This window comes from Stenotrophomonas sp. AS1 (assembly GCF_048957655.1).
Taxonomy (GTDB): Bacteria; Pseudomonadota; Gammaproteobacteria; order Xanthomonadales; family Xanthomonadaceae; genus Stenotrophomonas; species Stenotrophomonas bentonitica_A.
Map to the genome: position 1 here is coordinate 335,217 of NZ_JARVXM010000009.1, position 18,081 is coordinate 353,297.

The window sequence follows — 18,081 nt, forward strand, 5'->3', positions numbered from 1 at the left end:
CAGCGACTGCATCAGGATTGATTTCAAGGTTCTCCTTGTCCCACCTAGATGATTGGGCGGCGAAGGTGGCGTAGGCTATCTGCTTACCAATGATGCGTCAGCGGACAGCAGAATGAGCAGACCCAACTCAGTAGAGGATAAGGCATTGGCCGCTCTTGACCGCCTGGTGAAGCGACGCCCGACCAATGAACTGCTGAAGGCAAAGATGGCCGCAGGTCATCGGATCATCACGCCTACCGCGGTCGCGGCAGAGGCAGGAGTAAATAGAGGGAGCTTTGGATCAAGGCACGCTCGACTTGGGCACGTCTGGCTTAGAATTCAGGAGCTGGCTGAGGAGGAGAGGCGAGGCTCAGTAGCTGAAGAGCTCGCCAGGGTTAAGGCTGAGAACGCAAGGTTGAAGGCTCTGCTTTACAAGACCAACATCCACAACGCATCTCTCCAACTCGCAGTGTCCCGGCTTCAGAAGCAGAGTACCAAGAGAGACGATGGAGCAAATGTCGTCAACTTTCGCCGGAACGATCGGAAGCGTCCCCGGTAGCGTTGGATATCATCCTCAGCACTGCTCGACTCTGAACAACACGGCTCATAGCAATCTTGGAATACTGATCCCTAGAGTTGGTCCGCTCCATCTGGACAATGGCCTGATTTTTCAGGAGGCGATCCTCCCAAAAGTCCTTATGCTCTGGCAGGATGATGCAGCACTTGCACCCCGCGCACAGGCCGGGCGACCGTAGGCCGAAGTTCGGCGAGGCGCGGACAGTGAGGAGGCTTGCTTGTGGGTTGCAGCTGGAACGGTCAGGCAACATATCAATCAGGCAACTTGCGTAGGTCCCTGTCCATATCCGCAGGTCGGTGAGTTTCACGTATGCCACGGCCTTATCGATCGGCGTCTCTCCGTCCATCTTGGACAGTGCCTCGGTCATTGATTCGGCATGCTGCATGAGAAGACGCTGCGCCGGTCCACCTCCGATCGGCCTGCCGAGGGTGATTTGAACTAGGAACCGAGAGGTCTCCATGACTCTCTCTCCTTCCAAGTTCTCGAGCAGAGCCGCATCGTTTCCAATGTACCCTTGATCCGTGATCTGCTCGCTCATGTGACGGAAGTGCGTCCGTAGCGCTGGCATTAGTTCCGGCTTGGATCGGAACACATAGTGCGCAAAGGTGATCCTCCATCGCTGCGGGCGTAGGTACCTCACCTCGTAAACAGCTTGCGTCGTTTCGATGCCACGCTTCTTCGTGAGGGCTTCGACGGCAAACTCACGTTGCAGCAGAGAATTTCTGGATGCTGTCATTCGGCCGATTCCATCGGGACCCGATGGAAGGGACTTGGCGTGGGAGAAGCTGAGCATCAGTGACTTAGTGCCCGATAGTGCTCGCCAAGGCTCCATTAGCCGCACCAGCACCTCGACGGATTTCAGCACGATCGGCAGGTGATTCGTGCCCAACGGGCGCAGTCCGGCAGTCCACTCATGGCGAGTCGCTTCCCTTTTGGCGGAAATGCCACAGATGGAGAACACCTCCATTAGTCCGTCTAGCGACGTCACTGACTTGACCACACCGTGCTGTAGCGTCGGATCGTGGTCCAGGGAGAGGCCAATCAGCTCATGAGCTCGAATCCCGGTGCATCCCTGCAGCAAGACACTGCATGCGCTTTGAGTCATTAGTATTAGGCGTCTCAGGCCCTGAGTTCCGCTAATCTCGCGCTCGTCACCAGCGTCATCAATCCGATCTATGGTGGCCAATGGCTCATGCCAGGGTGTCAGTGTCCCTGGGATCGGGCTCATCTGGAACTCCTCGATGTGCCGTTTGATCTGACGAAAGCAGGCGATTCGTCTCGGTCCCGTAGCACTTCTTGCGTCGATCAGCATCGGGATGACCTCAGCCTGAAGTCTGATCACATCCTCCGAGCCGTACTCAATCCATTCACATGCGTAGGAAAGAATCGGTACCGAGATCTCGTCCGGGACAGGCATCAATCCACCCGTTCGAGCAAGCCCGAGCGGCTCTGTCACGACGTCGTAGGTCTTTCTTCCGTCAAACGGCGCTTCGCACGGTGCTTGTCCGCCTCTGGCGCGCAAGCTGTCCGCGATTTCGTAGATCTGTGTAAGTGGATGGATGAGTTTGTAGGCGGTCGCATGCGTCCACGCCCTGTCTCGACCGGCATCACTTCGGGCCGTCATGTACTGCTCTTCGAGACCTTCGACGTAGTCCCAGCTCATCGCCGTGGTGATATCGAAGAGGGAGTGGATCTCCCGCTCTCCCATGAACTTCACCAGCTCCCTCATGCCCATGTAAGTGCCAGGGATAGACCCAACCGTCATACGTACGGTGTCCTCAATGATGGCGGTCTTGAGGTAGCACTTCAGCTCAGAGAGCAGTCCTCTGTGCTTGTAGTCCGTGAGCAACTCTCCGCGTGCCACAGGGATTGCCCAGTCAACTGTGACAAACTCCTTCTGTTGGCCGACCGTGGTCTGGGCAAAGGTCCAGACATCACTGTCATAGTCAACTTGGAAGGAAGGATGCAGGGTCGCTGCCTGCGCTGTTTCGACCTTTCTTGCTGCGGGCATAGCCATATCTCTAGAATTGATTCGCTAGTGGCGGTACAGCCGGACTATTCAAGTCCAGGCAGGGGCGTCAGCATGATCATCATCGCTGATTGTCGATTCGCAGTTGTGCTCACTGCTGGGATCCATGAATCGCGGAGAGCGAGATAGGCATTCTCGAACTTTCGCCTCCAGATCTCGCTGCCGAGCTCTGCCCTGGCTTCTTCGTATAGCTCCTGCAGTTGAAGAAAGCGCGCGAGCGCGTAGGCTTCGTTTGGATCAGCTGCGGCGAGCGGGCATGCAGGACAGGAACCATAGCTGGTGCAGAGCTTTCCATGGCGCTGCCCTGGTTGAGGACTTTGGAATGGATCTGCACAGCAGAAGCCCTGCGTGGCTGCCGTTTGCTCACGATCACTTCGGGCGGAGCGTGTGTCGATCTTTCCATTTGAAGTCACCCAGCGCTCCTGTGCGGTCATGGCTCCTGCCAGCTGTTCCTTTTGCCGATGCTGCATCGTGGTTGTCTGGTAACTGTCTTGACCAGTTGACAGTAGCCGATGGCCTAGCATTGCTCGGAGCTCGAAGGCGTCGCCGTCGGTCAGCCCATCAACCGCTTCGGAGAACGCAAGCCTGTTTGCTTGAGAGCCAGAGTACTTAAGCCCCCTTCGTTTGCAGAACAACGTGATGTAACCGGTCACCCGCGTGGTCACGTCGTCGGTTCTGGCTGAGTAGGAGTCGATGTGCATTCCTCGGCGCTTGTGCCGCCCGCCTTCGGAAACTGCGTGGAGGAAGAAGTCATTGGCAAGCTCACCAGCAGCGTAGTCTCTGATTCGTTTGGTCCAAGCAATAACGAAACTGATCAATCTTTCAGGCGCTAGCGGGTGATCGCTAGCGGGGAAGGCTGCTCGCTGTGTCGCGCCCTGAGCGGAACTTCCAGCCCTGCGCTTGGAGGACTTGATCACCGTTCGCTTTTGTCCAAGCGGGTAGTGCTCCGATATGCCATTCAGGGTGAGTGTTCTAAGTGGCTGCTCGTTGAAGCCCGAGTGCATGGCTAGTACGAGAAAGAATGGGATCAGATCGCCGCCGATCGGGTGCGCTAGTCTCCTCAGACGGAAGTACTCGCTTTCGCTGATCTTTCCTACGCCTGGGAGCTTGTGAACCGCGCCTTGGCGAGGAAGATGACCGTCAAAGTTTGCCAATATTTGAGCAATTGCCTCTGCCGGATCGCTTAGCGATACAGCGTCGCCCTTTTTCTTCTGAGCGAGGGCACTGTGAACCCTATCTAGAAGCGGCCACACTTCGTCCATTGTCGATATGCATTCTTCGACCGCCGCCTTCATGACGTTGGCCCAAGCCGCACGGTCCAGCTCTTTCGGCTTGCTCTTCCGTGGCAGTCCTGCGAACGGCTTTGGCGGAATACGGATCACCTTCCACCGTGGATCCATCTCGTGCAGCGCAAGAACGACCTTCTTGAAGGTCCCGTAATAGTGGCGCTGGGTCTCCACCGAGAGAACTGTCGGGTGCGTGGTATCCCTACCTTTCAGATACGTTAGAAAGGACTCGCCGAGATCCATTGGAGTGTCGTCTGGGCCGCTTATCTTTACCCCTTTTACGGTTAGGTACTGCACCAGGCCACTCACGATGTTGTTAGCTGAAGAGGATTTAGTCGTCTCCCTGCTGTTCTTGTTAGCTCGGCAGAACGCCTCGGCGAAGAGCGGTGCCGCTGCACCTATGCCCTTCCACCGGCTGAGATTAACGATGTTGTCGCGCAGGTCTCCGGCGCGCCTGAACGCGACTTCTAGGCGACCAGCGCTCTCGCGGACATCCCATTTCTTTGTGTTGCCTACCTTTTCCTCAACTACTACGGCGTGCCGCAGCTGGGCGGATCTTCTTCCTGCCACGTAACGCTCCAATCCGTGTTCAATCTGATTTGATAAGGTGAGTCGGTCACATGCGAGGAGTAGTGCGTATGCTGGCCGTGGAGCCGTGTGAGCTCCAACTCGTCAGGCCTCGACGCCGATTCGCATAAAGGGTTGACCTTCAAGGTGCAGTCTGATCGATTCCCTGGTTTCGCTCTCGAATGCGTTCGCGCTTCGCAGGTAGATGGACTCAGTCGTATCCCTGAGACTGTGTCCCAGTACCGACTGAACATACTTGATCGCATCCATGTCACCGTTTGCGCGCTTCTCCATGTACGTGTACAAGGCGAAGGTGTGTCGAAGGGCGTGAATGGTTATTCGCTCGCGCTGCGTGGATTCGTAGCGAGCCAGGTCACGCTCTTTGGAGAGCCGTTTGAGCAGCCTGTCCTTGGCCTGGGCGAAATGCCGGTCGAAGATCTGCGGGGTTATCGGATTGCCCGCATGCTTGCGGTTGTTTGCGTCGAGGACGAATAGGACGCCGTGATCCTCGAGCTTGTGGTATCCCAGTCGGAGGTCAACGAGGCGCTGCCGAACACCTTTGGCATAGCGCTTCAACGCGTTGAGTAGCCAGACTGGAACGGGAACATTGCGCTTCTTGTTACCTTTCCCGAGCACGGGGATGGCGACTGCAGTGAGAGGATCGCGCCCTTCCGTACGGGCCTGAAGGATGGTTTTCGCTTTGAGATCGCACACTTCCGCCCGCCTCAGTCCTGCTTGATAGCAAAGCTCAGCCATCAATCGCTGCGCCGTGGTTGCGTATGCCAGTTCAACCAGACCGTTTCGCTCGAGCACAGGGTTTGGACCTAGTTCGTCAAGAATACCGACGACGGTCTCGGGATGGAGCGCAGTGATGAGTTCGTCAGCGTCGTTCAGCCCGGGAAGGTCGACGCCAACGTCGAGAACTTGAACAGTTCCTCGCTTCGTCTGCTTGCTCAGCAGCGCTGGTGCCTTCCTCAGGTATCCCCGTTTCACGCAGAATGCGATTAGCTTGGTCACGGTCGACCATCTTCGATGAATAGTCGCGGCGGCGAGCTTATCCAAGGTCACCGCAGAGTCCAGGTCAGTCAAGGTGTCCGCATAGGATCTGAGGAGATCCTCATCTACGTCGGAAACGAGCTTTTTTCTTGCGTCAAGAAAGTGATGGAAGTCGGTGAGGTCAGCCGCGATAGCTGCGGTTGTGTTCTTGCTGCAGGCAAGCTTTGGCTTTGGACCGATCGTTAGATGGGCATCTGCAAAGAATTCAAAAGCGGGCTGAACGATCGTTCCATCAGACCTGCTGACCAAAAAGCAGAAGCCTTCGGGTAAGGGTACGCCTTGCGCACACTTGATTCCTGTCGCTTCCGAAGCGATTGCACGTGCGGTGCATATTTCGACGTCATAGACCATGGCGCCGAAAGCTATCAGGTATACGGAAAGTTTTTTTTGCTGTGAGCCTTACGGTACGTTAACAACTGAAATGAGAATCATGCCTACTTTTTACTTCCATTGATTCATATATTTACGCGTGATCGTGACCCTACTGGTACGCTCGGTGTGAAGGAAGACCTGCTCGCTGGTACGGGGGAAGTGCGCAACAGAGAGGTGGGTTCGTTCGTCGCGCAGGCTAGATTTGCTCCTTCAGTACCAATGTTGGTGTCCGCTTGGCGCGGCAATCGGTAGCGCGCGGTCAATGGCTACCCAAGGCTGGCAGTGAGTTGACATCATCAATCGGGAGACGCCGCGGTTGCTACTGCGCGTTCTTTAGGGAAGCGTGTTGGCTGGGCAGTGGGTACGCCTGGAGCTACCGATTCAATTGCTGCCGGCAAAGGTAAGGTTGCCGCAACGCCACTGCACCACTTTTGATTGCTGGCAACCTTTGGTTGGCCGTCTCCGGGTTCTCCGGAGCGACGCTATCAAAGAGTTTCTCGAGTGCTGCCCGCGTGCTGATCCCTAACTGTGCCGAATGTGCGAGAGGACGGCCGCTGCATACGCGCTCTTTCAACGAGCCATCGAGACAACGCGCTGCTCAGCCATGATCGGCGATCATGTGGCCAAGGTCGGATGCACTCTGCAGTTCAATGATGCGATCGGTCAGGCGTTCAGCTGCGATCTGCAACCCGTCATCGTCTGACGAGTACGGGGAGCCGAACAGCGGGATCTCGACCCACAGTCTCTCCTGCCCATCATGCACATAGGGGCCATGGTCATCCAAGAGAAGGGCTTCACCCACGTGGGGGGAGACATAGGAAAGATCCTTTGTCCTTCCAGACCAGTGGATGTATCGAAGCTCGACAAACCATGCCGGAACACTGCCTTCCCTAGCCAGGAGTCCGGCAATTCTTCTTGCAAGTGCCTCGGGAACCGTAGTGAACAGTACAAGTTCCTCGAACTGCGATCGGACATCCTCTAGGAACCGGTGAAGCCCAGGGCGAGGAATCTGACTGACTGCGTTGGAGATGAGCGTGCCTTCGAGGTCCAGTGCCAGGATGGTTGGCTTCATTGGGAGTTCCTGTCTAAGCTTCTAAGCCTGAGTAAACGCATCGGTAGGTAGCTATCCATGGCGTGGGTCACAGGGTACCGGTTCGGGCTACGCCCCTCTGAAACTTTGCCCAACCACTTCACTTCCGTTGGATTGCTTCTGAGACCTCTACGGCCCAACGCGAGGTGTGGATGATCCTGGTCTCCTGCAGCTGCTCTTGAAGGATCTGGCGTTTGGTGAGCTGAGACACCGCCTCCCACTCGTTCCTGAAGATGTAAGTGGCATTGCCTGACTCGGGACTCTCGAACACGTATCGATTCCTTCCCGTGAACCCAAAAACGATGTACTCACTGAAACCGCCTAATCCGACTGCCATGAAGTCGGGCTCGTGACGAGTGATGGTCCGGATGCGCTGCTTAGCGACTGCGCGGTCGCTGTCGGTCAACTGCTTCAGATAACTATCCAATACCTGCATCGCTCTATCGAACGGGAACTTCCCCGGAGGGAGAATGCGCCAGTTGATCTTCTCGACCCTGACCGGCACCGCGAGGTCCGGGTCAACGATTTCGAAGTGTTGGAAGCATTCCAGGTAGATGTTGAGGAGGTTTGCAATGCTCTCTTCTGGCTCCGTCCGGTCAATGATCCTAGTAGCCATTGCGATACCACTGTCTGTATCTACAGCAGTGAGGAATTCACCAGGTGGTGCAACGTATTCCCTGGGATAGGTCTCATAGGATCTTGTCTGAGTACCGTGGTGAGTGTGTCCGTGCCAGTCCTTCCACGAGGTATTGATTGATCGAGACTTGGTGACCATCGGAAGGTCCTTTCGGATGATCTCTTTGCCTCGGGCATTGAATAACGTCGCGGGTCCTTCGGCGCTTGGCACAATGGAAGCGCCTGCGAGCGGAAGGTCGTCGAATCCCAGCATCGCCGCTTGGTGTTCTGTGAGTGGGCCGCTAAGAATGCGAAACTGTGGCAGCCGCTCAATCGTGCTTCGGTAGACTGATTAACCTCTCACTTGCTTGGGCATACGCTGGTCCTTTTCATGAGGAAGCGGGATAACCAAATATGTTTGGAAAGCCGTCTAAGCTTGCTGCGGAGGAGATGCTATTTCCTTTTCGGGGAGATGGTATCAGTACTCAGAAACCTAGGACGCTCTGTCCCTGTAGGCGCCGCTCGGACTGCATCCATAGCTTTGTACTGATGCTAGCCTCGTTTTCCGTTCGGCTAGAAAAGTTGCCCCTGTGGCGACTTGTCTTGGGGAGGTTGAAAAAGATGAGTGGCCAGCGCTGGCAGCCTAGTGAAACCGAGTTCACGATGCTTCTTTTCAAAGCGCTTCCGGATCAAGTCCGCTACAGGGCCAGTTCCGGACATCCTGGTGCCAAAGCTGGCGTCATACTCCTTTCCACCATGCATCTGTCGCATCAAGCTAAGCACGTGCGCAGCGCGGTCCGGATAGTGCAGCTCGAGCCATTCTCTCCAAATGTCCTTAATCTCGTTGGGTAGCCTGAGAAGCACGTAGCCTGCTGCCCGAGCGCCGTGTTCGTGAGCAGCCTCAAGGATGGCTTCTAGGTCATGGTCGGTGATCATGGGAATGACCGGCGCGATCAAAACCCCTACCGGTACTCCTGCCTCGTGCAGCTGATTCATTGCTCGCAGCCTTGCGTGGGGAGCAGCAGCTCGTGGTTCCAGTTTTGCAGATAGCTTCCTGTCGAGCGTGGTGACCGAGAAGTAGACCGTAACCAACCGATCCTTGGCCATCGACGCCAGCAGTTCGACGTCCCTGGTGATCAAGGCACTCTTGGTGACGAAGCTCACCGGATGCTTGGCATCAGCAAGCACCTCAAGGCATTGGCGTGTAATTTGGTAATTCCTTTCAATCGGCTGATAGCCGTCTGTGTTTATCCCCAACGCAATCGGGGTGCACTTGTAGTTCGACTTGCTAATTTCTGCTCTGAGGCGCTCCGGGGCATTTGTCTTTGCAAACAGGCGCGTCTCGAAGTCTAAGCCTGGTGAAAGGCTCAAGTAGGAGTGAGAAGGGCGAGCAAAACAGTAAACACAGCCATGCTCGCAGCCGCGGTACGGGTTGACCGACGCGCTAAAGCCAACGTCAGGGGATGAGTTGTGGCTGATCACTGTGCGCGCTCGCTCTTCCTGCACCTGAGTTCTCAGCGGTGGCGCGTCTTCCATCTCCTGGTAGACCGACTCCCAGCCGTCGTCGACTCCCACTGTTGCAGTGGTATCGAAACGGCTTGGGACACGCGATGCGGCCCCTCTGCCTTTGAGGGGAACTTGGGCCTTTCGAGCATCCTGTTCCATGGCGACAACTTGGGAAGGTCGGGCCGTTAGTATTATTGCTAACCACAGGCGCCGCAACACCGTGAAATTCAGCTAGCTGTAGGCCATACGGTCGTTTGGCGAGTAGGTTCTGCCCAGGCTTATCCACAGCTTCGGCTGGCAAGGCCTTTATCAGCTGCGTTGGCCATGGAGCGCTTTGGCTTCCGCCAAGAAGATCTGCATCAATGCCCGCGATCGACGTGTTGCTGCAGGCAGTGGAATGCCCAACTGTGCGCAGAGCGAAGTCGCATATGCCATCTGTGCACCCGTGGGCGGCTTGATGTCCCAATCCGTTAGCTGGGGGATGAGCTTTGAGAGCTCTTCTGCCAGGCGGTACTCAAAGCCTCTTGCTTGCCCTTCCTCTTCTTGCATTCGACGCATCTGCATAGCGACCTGCTCCCTGCCCATGGGAGAAAAGGGAAGCTCAAGAGTGAACTCCAGTTCCGGACATACGAGGTAAAAGTTCATGGGAGATGCAATTAGTACTTATAAGTAGACTACCTTTAGAGGCGTAGTCTTTAAAGTACTGGAACCACAAGCTGCTTCGTATGGTCGAGCATACGAACCAAGCGAAACTTGCAGATGTGATCCGCGCGCATCGCATTGATCTGGGTGTCAGCCAAGAAGCCTTTGCTGACCACATCCAGATGCACCGCGCCTACTACAGCAAGATCGAGCGTGGCGAAAAGAACCTCACTCTCGCTACCTTGGAGCGAGTTGCTAAAGGCATGGGTACCTCGATGTCGGCCCTGCTGCGCGCCGCAGGGCTCTAACACTCTTTGCAGACCACGAAGGTTGGCCAACCTCTCCAGGATGGGCGTGTTTGGCCGGCACTGCGCGGGGGATTGTGCCGATAGCAATGTGTTTACTGATTATTCTCTAACCTGTTGATCTATATGGATTTATCTAGTGAACAATCAGGGGGTATTGATACCATGCTCGCAACCGCGGTACGGATTGACCGACTGGCTGAAGCCGACGTCCGGCGACTTGTTGCGGCTGATGATGCTGCGCGCGGTCTCGGCGCGTACTTCGGTGCGCAGGCGCGGCGCGGCAAACTCTTCGCTCTCGTCCGGCGCCCAGCCGTCGTCCATCGCTTCGCTGACGGTGACCTCGAAGCGGCCCGCCAGGTGCGTGCGGGAGCCCCGGCCTTTGATCGCAATACCCATCGTCAAAGGCTATCGCCGGGAGGTCTCAGGGAATGAGACGTCGTGGCGTCGGAACGGCGGGGATGGGAGGTATCCATGGTTAGTAGTATTACTAACCACAGGCGTAATTGGAAGTGAAACCCTTGGCAGCAAAGGGCTGCCGGGGGAGGGAATCGGATTGATCCCCAAAATTATCCACAGGGGGGAGCGCGTGCCAGAGCCGACCAACGGTCGGCTCCTACCGGATCCCGGGCGCATTGCGCGGCAGGGTTACGCGCCGCATTACAGCAGCCGCAGATACCCCTTCACCGTGGCATCCAGCCCGTCGTACAGCGCCTCGCTGATCAGGGCGTGGCCAATGGAGACCTCCAGCACGTCGGGCACCGCCTGCAGGAATGCCGCCAGGTTGTGCTGCGACAGGTCGTGCCCGGCGTTGACGCCCAGGCCGGCCGCCTGGGCGCGGCGGGCTGCATCCGCGAACACGGCCAGCATGGCCGAGGCGTCACCGGCGGCATGCGCCTCGGCGTAGGGGCCGGTGTAGAGCTCCACGCGGTCGGCCCCGATGGCCGCGGCCTGGGCGATGTCGGCATTGCCCGCGTCCACGAACAGGCTGACCCGGCAGCCATACGACTTCAACTCGGCGATCAGCGGGCGCAGGCGCTCAGCATCCCGGCCGAAGTCGAAGCCGTGGTCGGACGTGAGTTGCCCGTCGCCGTCCGGCACCAGGGTGGCCTGAGCGGGGCGGGTCTGCGCGCACAGCGGCAGCAGACCGGGGTAACCCTCACGCGGGGGCGCGAACGGGTTGCCCTCGATGTTGAACTCCACGCCGCGCTCGGCCGTCAGCGCGGACAGCGCCAGCACGTCCTCGGCGTGGATGTGGCGGCGGTCAGGGCGCGGGTGCACGGTGATGCCGTGCGCGCCGGCATCCAGGCAGGCACGGGCGGCCTGCAGCACGTCCGGGTCGGTGCCGCCGCGCGAGTTGCGCAGGACGGCGATCTTGTTCACGTTGACGCTGAGTTGGGTCATGGCACTACGAGGGGTCGGACTCACCCTGAGCGGTCGGGGTACGCGCCTGGAGGGCGAGCTCCCGCAGCCGACGGAGTTCGTTGGGATCGGTGATGGCCGCGCGGGTGGGCTGCACATCGCCGAAGCGGGCCACGTAGAGGCCGCGGACCCACGCCAGCAGGAACACCAGGGTGCCCAGCAGCGACAGCGCCATCAGCCCCATGTGGGGGGTCTTGAGCGCCATGCCGAAACAGGCCAGCGCGAACAGCAGAAACAGCCAGTACATGTCGTTCTCCCCGATTGACCGGGCCAGTGTAGCGCTGGCGCCCGGTGCGGTTCCACGGGGAGTGACGGCTACAGCAACGGCGATGCCAAGCGTGCGAAGGCCTCGGGAACACGGTGCCGCCACAGCGAACGCTGGCGATCGTTGTAGACCGGCGAGGCGCTGCTGTACTCGGCCAGCAGGATCTCGGCCAGCGCGGCCACGCGGTCGGTATCGCTGATCATCATCGAGAGCTCGAAGTTGAGCCGGAAGCTGCGGTGGTCGAAGTTGGCACTGCCGACGATGCAGACATCGTCATCGGCGATGAAGGCCTTCGTGTGCAGCATGCGCGGGCCGTACTCGTAGATCTTGACACCTGCCTGCAGCAACTCGTCGAAGTAGGAACGCGCGGCCTGGGTAACGAACCAGGAGTCGCTCATCTTGGGCACCAGCAGGCGCACGTCCAGGCCGCCGAGTGCGGCCGAGGTCAGCGCCATGCGCGCGGCCTCGCCGGGCACGAAGTAGGGCGTCACCAGCCAGACGCGCTCCTTCGCTTCGTGGATCGCCGCCACGTGCAGCCGGTGGATGGTCTCCCATGACGAGTCCGGACCGGACACCAACACCTGCGCATTGATGCTGCCCTCGCTGCGGCTGGGCATGGTCTCGGGCCACAACTGCGCGATGTTGAAGCGCGCCGGCTCCTGGCCGGTGGCGTAGATCCAATCCTCGATGAAGACCAGCTGCAGGCTGCGCACCACGTGGCCACGCAGCCGCATGTGCAGGTCGCGATACGCATCCGGGCGGACGCTCTCGTCTTCCTCATCGGTGATGTTGATGCCGCCGGTAAAGGCCTGCAGGCCGTCGATGATGACGAGCTTGCGGTGCGTGCGCAGGTTCAACCAGGGCCGCTTGAACGGCTTGAGCAGCTGCCGCGGATGGAACCAGACGACTTCGGCACCTGCATCCAGCAGCGGTTGCAGGAAGCGCTTGCGGATGGATGACGAGCCGACCGCATCGAGCAGCAGGCGCACGCGCACGCCGGCCGCCGCACGCTCGGTCAGCGCATCGCGCAGCGCGGTGCCGGCGTGGTCCGGATTGAAGATGTAGTACTCCAGGTGCAGGTGGTCCTTGGCCGTGGCCACCGCGGCAAGCAGTGCGCTGTAGGTGGCCGCGCCATCGACCAGCCACTCCACCTCGGTGGCCGAGCTCGGTGAGAGCCCGGTGGTGGCCTGGGCGATCTTGGCCAGCTCGGTGCAGTCCGCATCCGGCGGGCAGACGCTGCTGTAGTGCTCCATGCCCGAGCGCGAACGGCCACGGCGCAGGCGCTGTCGTTTCACCTTCTGCGGGCCGAGCAGGTAGTAGATGAACAGCCCCACGTAGGGCAGGGCGGCCAGCGAGAGGATCCAGCTCAGCGTGGCGACCGGCTCGCGCTTCTGCAGCATGATCCAGCCGATCAACCACAGCAGATAGAGAATGTAGGCCGCCACCATCAGCGGGCGCAGGTGCGGGATGGCGTCGAGCCAGTCCCCGAAGAGATCGAAGGTTGCGAGCATGGCCGGATGATAGCGGGCGGCGTGGCGCTGGCGCGTATCCACAGGCGGTGGCACAAAAAAAACGCCCCTGTTTCCAGGGGCGTTTTCCAGTCGCGTCATGACTGCGTCTTGCGTATTACTGCTGTACGAAGCCGATCTTCTTCATCTGAGCATTCTTCGCGGCAGCCAACACCTTGGCCATCACGTCGTACTCGGAGTCCGGGCTGGCATCGATGCGCAGTTCCGGCTGGTTGGTCGGATCACGCTGCACTTCCTGCTCCATACGCTGCTGCAGTTCGCTCACAGCCACGGGGCTGTTGTTCCACGACACCTGGTTGCTGGCGTCCACCTTCAGCTCGATCGGCGGCGGCGGTTCGACAGTCACCGGCGGTGGGTTGAGCACGCGCTGCGGCAGGTCAACGGCGATCGGGTACGTCATGATCGGCGCGGTGACGATGAAGATGATCAGCAGCACCAGCATCACGTCCACGAGGGGCGTGACGTTGATGTCGGCCATGGGGCCTTTGTTACCACCAGTACTGAACGCCATGGCTTACTGCCCCTTCTCTTTGGTGGCGACGAAGCCAACGTCGAGCATGCCCTGTTCCTGCGCGATCTTCGTCATCTCGTTGATGACGCGCATCTTGGTGGTGCGATCACCACGCAGGTTGAGGGGCGGCTGCGGGGTCTGCTGGGCGGCGGTCGCCAAGCGCGACTCGAGCGTCTGCTTGTCGATTTCCTCGTCGTTCCAGTAGATCGAGCCGTCTTCCTTGACTGCCAAGGTGATCGGGCTCGAACGCTTCTCAGCGTCTTCCGGATTCTGCACCAGGTTGGCCTCAGGCAGATCCACCTTGACCTTGTGGGACATCAGGGGCGCCGTGATGATGAAGATGATCAGCAGCACCAGCATCACGTCCACGAGGGGCGTAACGTTGATGTCGGCCATGGGGCCGCCGCTGTTACCACTACTGAAAGCCATAACGGGCTCCGTCTAGATCGTGTTGACTACGTTCTCGCTGGGTGACGCGCGTCGCTATTAGCGAACGCGCGAACCGGTGGCGAAGAAGTCGTGCAGGTCGTGAGCGAACGTATCGAACTTGCTGATCGTGGCGCTGTTGATCTTGCTGAAGAAGTTGAAGGCGAACACGGCCGGGATAGCCACGAACAGACCGATGGCGGTCATGATCAGTGCTTCACCCACCGGGCCGGCAACGGCGTCGATCGAGGCGGAACCGGTGGCACCGATCTTGATCAGCGCGCCGTAGATGCCCCACACGGTACCCAGCAGACCCACGAACGGAGCGGTTGCGCCGACGGTGGCCAGCAGGGTCATGCCCGACTGCAGGTTGTTGCTTTCGCGGGTCACGGCCTGACGCAGGGCGCGATCGACGAACTCCGAACGGCTCAGGTTCTCACCCAGGCCACCGGAGGTGCCGCCTTCCGAACGCTGGTGGTGCGCAGCAGCCTGTGCAGCGTCCAGAGCGATCTTGGAGAAGGGCTCCGAAGCCGGCTGTTCTTCCATCGCACGGATGGCGTCCTGGGCGTTCGGGGTATCCCAGAACAGGCTCACGACCTTGTCGGCAGCAGCCTTCAGACGGGTGGCGCGGAAGATGTTGATGACGGTCCAGTACCAGGACATGGCCGACATGATGATCAGGGTCAGCAGCACGACCCAGGAGACGGCGAAGTCACCCGGCTGGGTGGTCATCTCGTGGATCAGGTGCTCGAAGCCCATCTGCGACAGGGCGTTGGAGTTGCCCCCGGCAGCAGCGGCGATGAAAAGTTCCTGCAGCATGACGCTTACCTTTGTTGTGTGTGGTGATAAAGGGTATTGCTAGAAATAACCGCTAGAGGCGGTGGCCGGCGGGCCACCGGCCACTATCAGTTCAGCGCAAAGTTGACCGGGACGCGAACGCGACCTGCGACCTTCTTCCCGCCCGATTCCGCGGAACGGAAGCTCCACTTGCGAGCTGCTTCCATGGCGGCGCGGTCAAGGTCACGGTTACGGCTGGACTTCTCGACCGACACATTGGTGACGTTGCCATTGGCATCGACGTCAATGATCAGGATGACTTCACCCTGGATACCAGCACGGAACGCGGCCGGCGGGTAACGCGGGGGGTTCATGTTCTTCGACGAGATGTCGACGCTTGCCTCAATGGTGCTCGGCGGCTGCGGCGGCGACGGCGGCGAAGGCGGCGTGACGATGTCGGTCGGACGCGGGTCCGGGATATCGACCACAGGAGCCTGCGGCGGCGGCGGAACCGGGGACGGCTTCGGCGGCGACAGGTTCTTGACCGGCGGCGGCGGAGTGTCATCCGGCGGCGGCGGCGGCGGCGGCGGTGGGGGCGGCGGCGGAGCGTCGACCAGGGTCACCATGATGTTGCGTTCTTTCTCCGCGACGGCCTTGGGAGCCACAGCCGGGATCAGAAGCATCATGAAGGCGGCGAGATGCAGTGCGATTACAAAAGCGATACCCACGATACGCGGCCAGGAGAGGCCGGTGTCATCGCGTTGTTCGTACCTGTGAACGACTAGTTGTTCCGTCATGCGCCAAGAGCTCATTAGTGGGGCCGGGATACCCGGGGACAGGTAGCCCATGATCAGCGGTGCATGACACCGCAGGAACCTCCAAGCTTATACCAATCCTGAGCGCCTGCGCATCACTTGTGCAGGCATTCAGGCGTTATTCCTACTTACTTCAGGTTGATGATTTTCTTCGCATCCGCCTGGTTCTTCACACCCTTCGCCAGCGCTTGCTGGGCGGCCTGCTTGGCCTCCGGAATGCGACCTTCCGAATGCAGCACGCGTGCCAGATTCAGGTAGGTCTCGCCATCCTTGGAAAGCGGGGCAGCCTTCTGCCACGCCTCGATCGCCTTGTCCGCCTGCTGCGGCTCGGAGTAGTAGTACGCCTGGGCCAGTGCCAGGTATACCTGATAATCCGGCTTCAGGATGTTTTTCTGCAGGCCATCATTGATAACGGCAATGACGTCCTTTTCTTTGTTCTCGCTGTTGGCGTAGATCGAGTACAGCTGCTTGTACTCGCGCTCGTCGGTCAGCTGGCCGGCTGCGTACAGCTTGGCCATGACCGCGCCGGCCTTGTCCATCTGGTCGGCCTGCATGTACATGCTGGCCAGGTTCAGCTGGGCCTTCTTGTCGTTCGGGTTCTTGGCAGCCAGCGTTTCAGCCTGCTTGACCGCTTCGCCGGTCTGGCCGGCTTCGGCCATGGCGGCCATCAGCAACTGGTTCCAGTTGTCCTTCGGCTCGGGCGAGCCGGCGATGGCCTGCTGCAGCACCGGGATGGCCTCGGCATAGCGCTCGGCCTGGTACAGCGCCTGGCCCTTGGCGATCAGCTCTTCGGGCTTGTTCGACTTGGTCTCGGCGAAGTACTTGTCCAGGGTCGCCAGGCCTTCGTTGATCTGGTCATCCTGCAGCTGCAGCTGACCCAGCATCAGCATCGACTGGTAATGGCCGTTGTTGTCCAGGCCGCCGAGCTGCAGCACCTGCTCGAGGTACTTCTTGGCCGAGGCGACGTCGTCCAGCTGGTAGGCCGCCTGCGAGGCGAGCTGCGCGGCGAGCGACTTGTCGTAGGTGTTGGCGGCGGGATTGGCCAGGATTTCGTCGGCCTGCGCGCGCGTCTCCGGGAACTTCTGGTCGTTGTAGCTGTCAATCATTTTCTGCAGCTTCGGGCCGACCTTGGCCGAGGACTTCTGCTCCGGCTCCTGGCGGGTCGCGTTCGGGTAGAGCACTTCGGCCTTGGCCTGCTTCTTCCCACCACGCGCGCCACGCTCCGACGAGCGGGCCTGGGCGAAGGCATCGGTGATCATGGCGCCACTTACAGCGGTCGCGATGAGGACGGAAAGGACGGCTTGCTTGTGGTTGCTGAAAATCATCTTTCACCTCGATCGAACCGCCGCAGCGGCATCAAAACGGACTGTCAGAAAAATCTGAGCCGCCAAACGTATCAGAAACTGATGGCGTGAGAAATCGTTTCCGATGCTGCAATACAGCATCTTTTGGTCGCATACGGGCGCGTCAGCCACACTTCGGACGACGCCCGGCCGCCTGGGCTTGTTGGTATACACCACTCAGGGAGGGCGCGTCTCGCTGCAATTCCCGGATGCGGTTGGCCGGATCGGGGTGGGTGGACAGCCACTGCGGTGACCGGCCGCCGCTGGCAGCCATCATGTTCTGCCACAGATCGACCGCCTGGGCCGGGTTGAAACCGGCCTCGGCCATCAGGCGCTGGCCGACGATATCGGCCTCGCTTTCCTGGGTCCGCGAGCCTGGCAGGAGGAAGGCCGCCTGGGCACCGGCGCCGCCGAGCTGGCTGACGGTACTGGCCGCGCCCTCGCCGTAGGCCGCGCCCGCCAGCGCGCCGAGGACCGACAGCCCGGTCTGCGCACCCATCTGGCGGGTGATGCGTTCTTCGTGGTGGCGGGAGATCACGTGCCCGATCTCGTGGCCGATGACGGCGGCCAGCTGATCCTGGTTCTTGGCGACGGTGAAGATGCCGGTATTGACCCCGACCTTGCCGCCGGGCAAAGCGAACGCGTTGGGTTCCTTGTCGACCATCAGGGCCGTCTCCCACCGTACGCCACGGTACTGTGCGGGAAGCTGAGCGACCAGCGCATTCACCACGCACTGGACGTAGGCGTTCTGCTTCGGGTCGGTGCTCAACGTACCTTTGGACTTGGTCTCGGTAAACGCCTGCGCGCCCAGCTGGTCCAGCTCGGCCTGCGATACCCCGCCCACCATCTGGCGGCGGCCGGTGGGTGAGGTGGTGGTGGCGCACGCGCTCACCAGCATGGCGATGGCAATTCCCAACAGCACTGGTTTCATGTGCGATCCCCCGTGTTCATATGCGCAGTGTGGAACGT

General features: G+C 59.7%; 18 protein-coding genes and 1 pseudogene. 2 read left to right on the forward strand and 17 right to left on the reverse strand.

What is annotated here, in order from left to right; translation table 11 throughout:
- Positions 1–112: 112 nt before the first annotated feature.
- A complete protein-coding gene (locus tag PV764_RS18595; RefSeq protein WP_146033496.1) occupies positions 113–538 on the forward strand; it encodes a hypothetical protein in 426 nt (141 codons plus the stop codon).
- On the opposite strand, the gene PV764_RS18600 is transcribed toward PV764_RS18595, so the two are convergent.
- From PV764_RS18600 to PV764_RS18630, 7 genes are all read right to left on the reverse strand, one after another.
- Positions 501–2,567, reverse strand: a complete 2,067-nt coding sequence (locus tag PV764_RS18600; RefSeq protein ID WP_229302253.1) for an integrase — start codon at positions 2,565–2,567, stop codon at positions 501–503. The genes PV764_RS18595 and PV764_RS18600 overlap by 38 nt on opposite strands.
- Before the next feature lie 44 nt (positions 2,568–2,611).
- Positions 2,612–4,453 carry a hypothetical protein gene (locus PV764_RS18605; RefSeq protein ID WP_421117259.1) on the reverse strand — a complete coding sequence of 614 codons (1,842 nt, stop codon included), beginning with the start codon at positions 4,451–4,453 and terminating at the stop codon, positions 2,612–2,614.
- A gap of 90 nt (positions 4,454–4,543) precedes the next feature.
- Complete coding sequence (locus PV764_RS18610; protein WP_012478638.1) at positions 4,544–5,845, reverse strand: tyrosine-type recombinase/integrase; 1,302 nt, start codon at positions 5,843–5,845, stop codon at positions 4,544–4,546.
- Positions 5,846–6,464: 619 nt separating this feature from the next.
- On the reverse strand, positions 6,465–6,938 hold the full coding sequence (locus PV764_RS18615) for an NIF family HAD-type phosphatase (protein ID WP_021204601.1): 474 nt from the start codon (positions 6,936–6,938) through the stop codon (positions 6,465–6,467).
- A 118-nt stretch (positions 6,939–7,056) separates the two neighbouring features.
- Positions 7,057–7,845 carry a hypothetical protein gene (locus tag PV764_RS18620; protein ID WP_232418926.1) on the reverse strand — a complete coding sequence of 263 codons (789 nt, stop codon included), beginning with the start codon at positions 7,843–7,845 and terminating at the stop codon, positions 7,057–7,059.
- 299 nt (positions 7,846–8,144) lie between these two features.
- Positions 8,145–9,236, reverse strand: coding sequence for a PA0069 family radical SAM protein (locus PV764_RS18625; protein WP_021204599.1), 1,092 nt, complete (start codon positions 9,234–9,236; stop codon positions 8,145–8,147).
- A gap of 150 nt (positions 9,237–9,386) precedes the next feature.
- Complete coding sequence (locus PV764_RS18630; protein ID WP_012478634.1) at positions 9,387–9,722, reverse strand: hypothetical protein; 336 nt, start codon at positions 9,720–9,722, stop codon at positions 9,387–9,389.
- 80 nt (positions 9,723–9,802) lie between these two features.
- Here PV764_RS18630 and PV764_RS18635 point away from each other — a divergent pair, with 80 nt between their 5' ends.
- Positions 9,803–10,027 (forward strand): helix-turn-helix domain-containing protein, encoded by a 225-nt coding sequence (locus PV764_RS18635; RefSeq protein ID WP_012478633.1) that lies wholly within the window; start codon positions 9,803–9,805, stop codon positions 10,025–10,027.
- Between the two features lie 159 nt (positions 10,028–10,186).
- Here PV764_RS18635 and PV764_RS18640 read toward each other — a convergent pair.
- From PV764_RS18640 to PV764_RS18685, 10 genes and pseudogenes are all read right to left on the reverse strand, one after another.
- Positions 10,187–10,423, reverse strand: a pseudogene (locus PV764_RS18640) (radical SAM protein); the annotation flags it as partial.
- Between the two features lie 261 nt (positions 10,424–10,684).
- Entirely contained in the window at positions 10,685–11,428 is a 744-nt protein-coding gene (locus PV764_RS18645; RefSeq protein WP_421117260.1) for a pyridoxine 5'-phosphate synthase, read from the reverse strand.
- A 4-nt stretch (positions 11,429–11,432) separates the two neighbouring features.
- On the reverse strand, positions 11,433–11,693 hold the full coding sequence (locus tag PV764_RS18650) for a hypothetical protein (RefSeq protein ID WP_019184059.1): 261 nt from the start codon (positions 11,691–11,693) through the stop codon (positions 11,433–11,435).
- A 68-nt stretch (positions 11,694–11,761) separates the two neighbouring features.
- Complete coding sequence (cls, locus tag PV764_RS18655; protein ID WP_046272265.1) at positions 11,762–13,222, reverse strand: cardiolipin synthase; 1,461 nt, start codon at positions 13,220–13,222, stop codon at positions 11,762–11,764.
- Positions 13,223–13,337: 115 nt separating this feature from the next.
- Complete coding sequence (locus PV764_RS18660) at positions 13,338–13,751, reverse strand: ExbD/TolR family protein (protein ID WP_019184057.1); 414 nt, start codon at positions 13,749–13,751, stop codon at positions 13,338–13,340.
- Between the two features lie 3 nt (positions 13,752–13,754).
- A complete protein-coding gene (locus PV764_RS18665; RefSeq protein WP_019184056.1) occupies positions 13,755–14,180 on the reverse strand; it encodes an ExbD/TolR family protein in 426 nt (141 codons plus the stop codon).
- A 57-nt stretch (positions 14,181–14,237) separates the two neighbouring features.
- On the reverse strand, positions 14,238–14,996 hold the full coding sequence (gene exbB, locus PV764_RS18670; protein ID WP_019184055.1) for a TonB-system energizer ExbB: 759 nt from the start codon (positions 14,994–14,996) through the stop codon (positions 14,238–14,240).
- Between the two features lie 86 nt (positions 14,997–15,082).
- The gene (locus tag PV764_RS18675) at positions 15,083–15,751 is read right to left on the reverse strand and encodes an energy transducer TonB (protein ID WP_019184054.1); all 669 of its coding nucleotides are present in this window, start codon (positions 15,749–15,751) and stop codon (positions 15,083–15,085) included.
- A 146-nt stretch (positions 15,752–15,897) separates the two neighbouring features.
- Positions 15,898–17,094 (reverse strand): tetratricopeptide repeat protein, encoded by a 1,197-nt coding sequence (locus PV764_RS18680; RefSeq protein ID WP_019184053.1) that lies wholly within the window; start codon positions 17,092–17,094, stop codon positions 15,898–15,900.
- 142 nt (positions 17,095–17,236) lie between these two features.
- Entirely contained in the window at positions 17,237–18,043 is an 807-nt protein-coding gene (locus PV764_RS18685) for a M48 family metallopeptidase (protein WP_019184052.1), read from the reverse strand.
- Positions 18,044–18,081 lie beyond the last annotated feature (38 nt).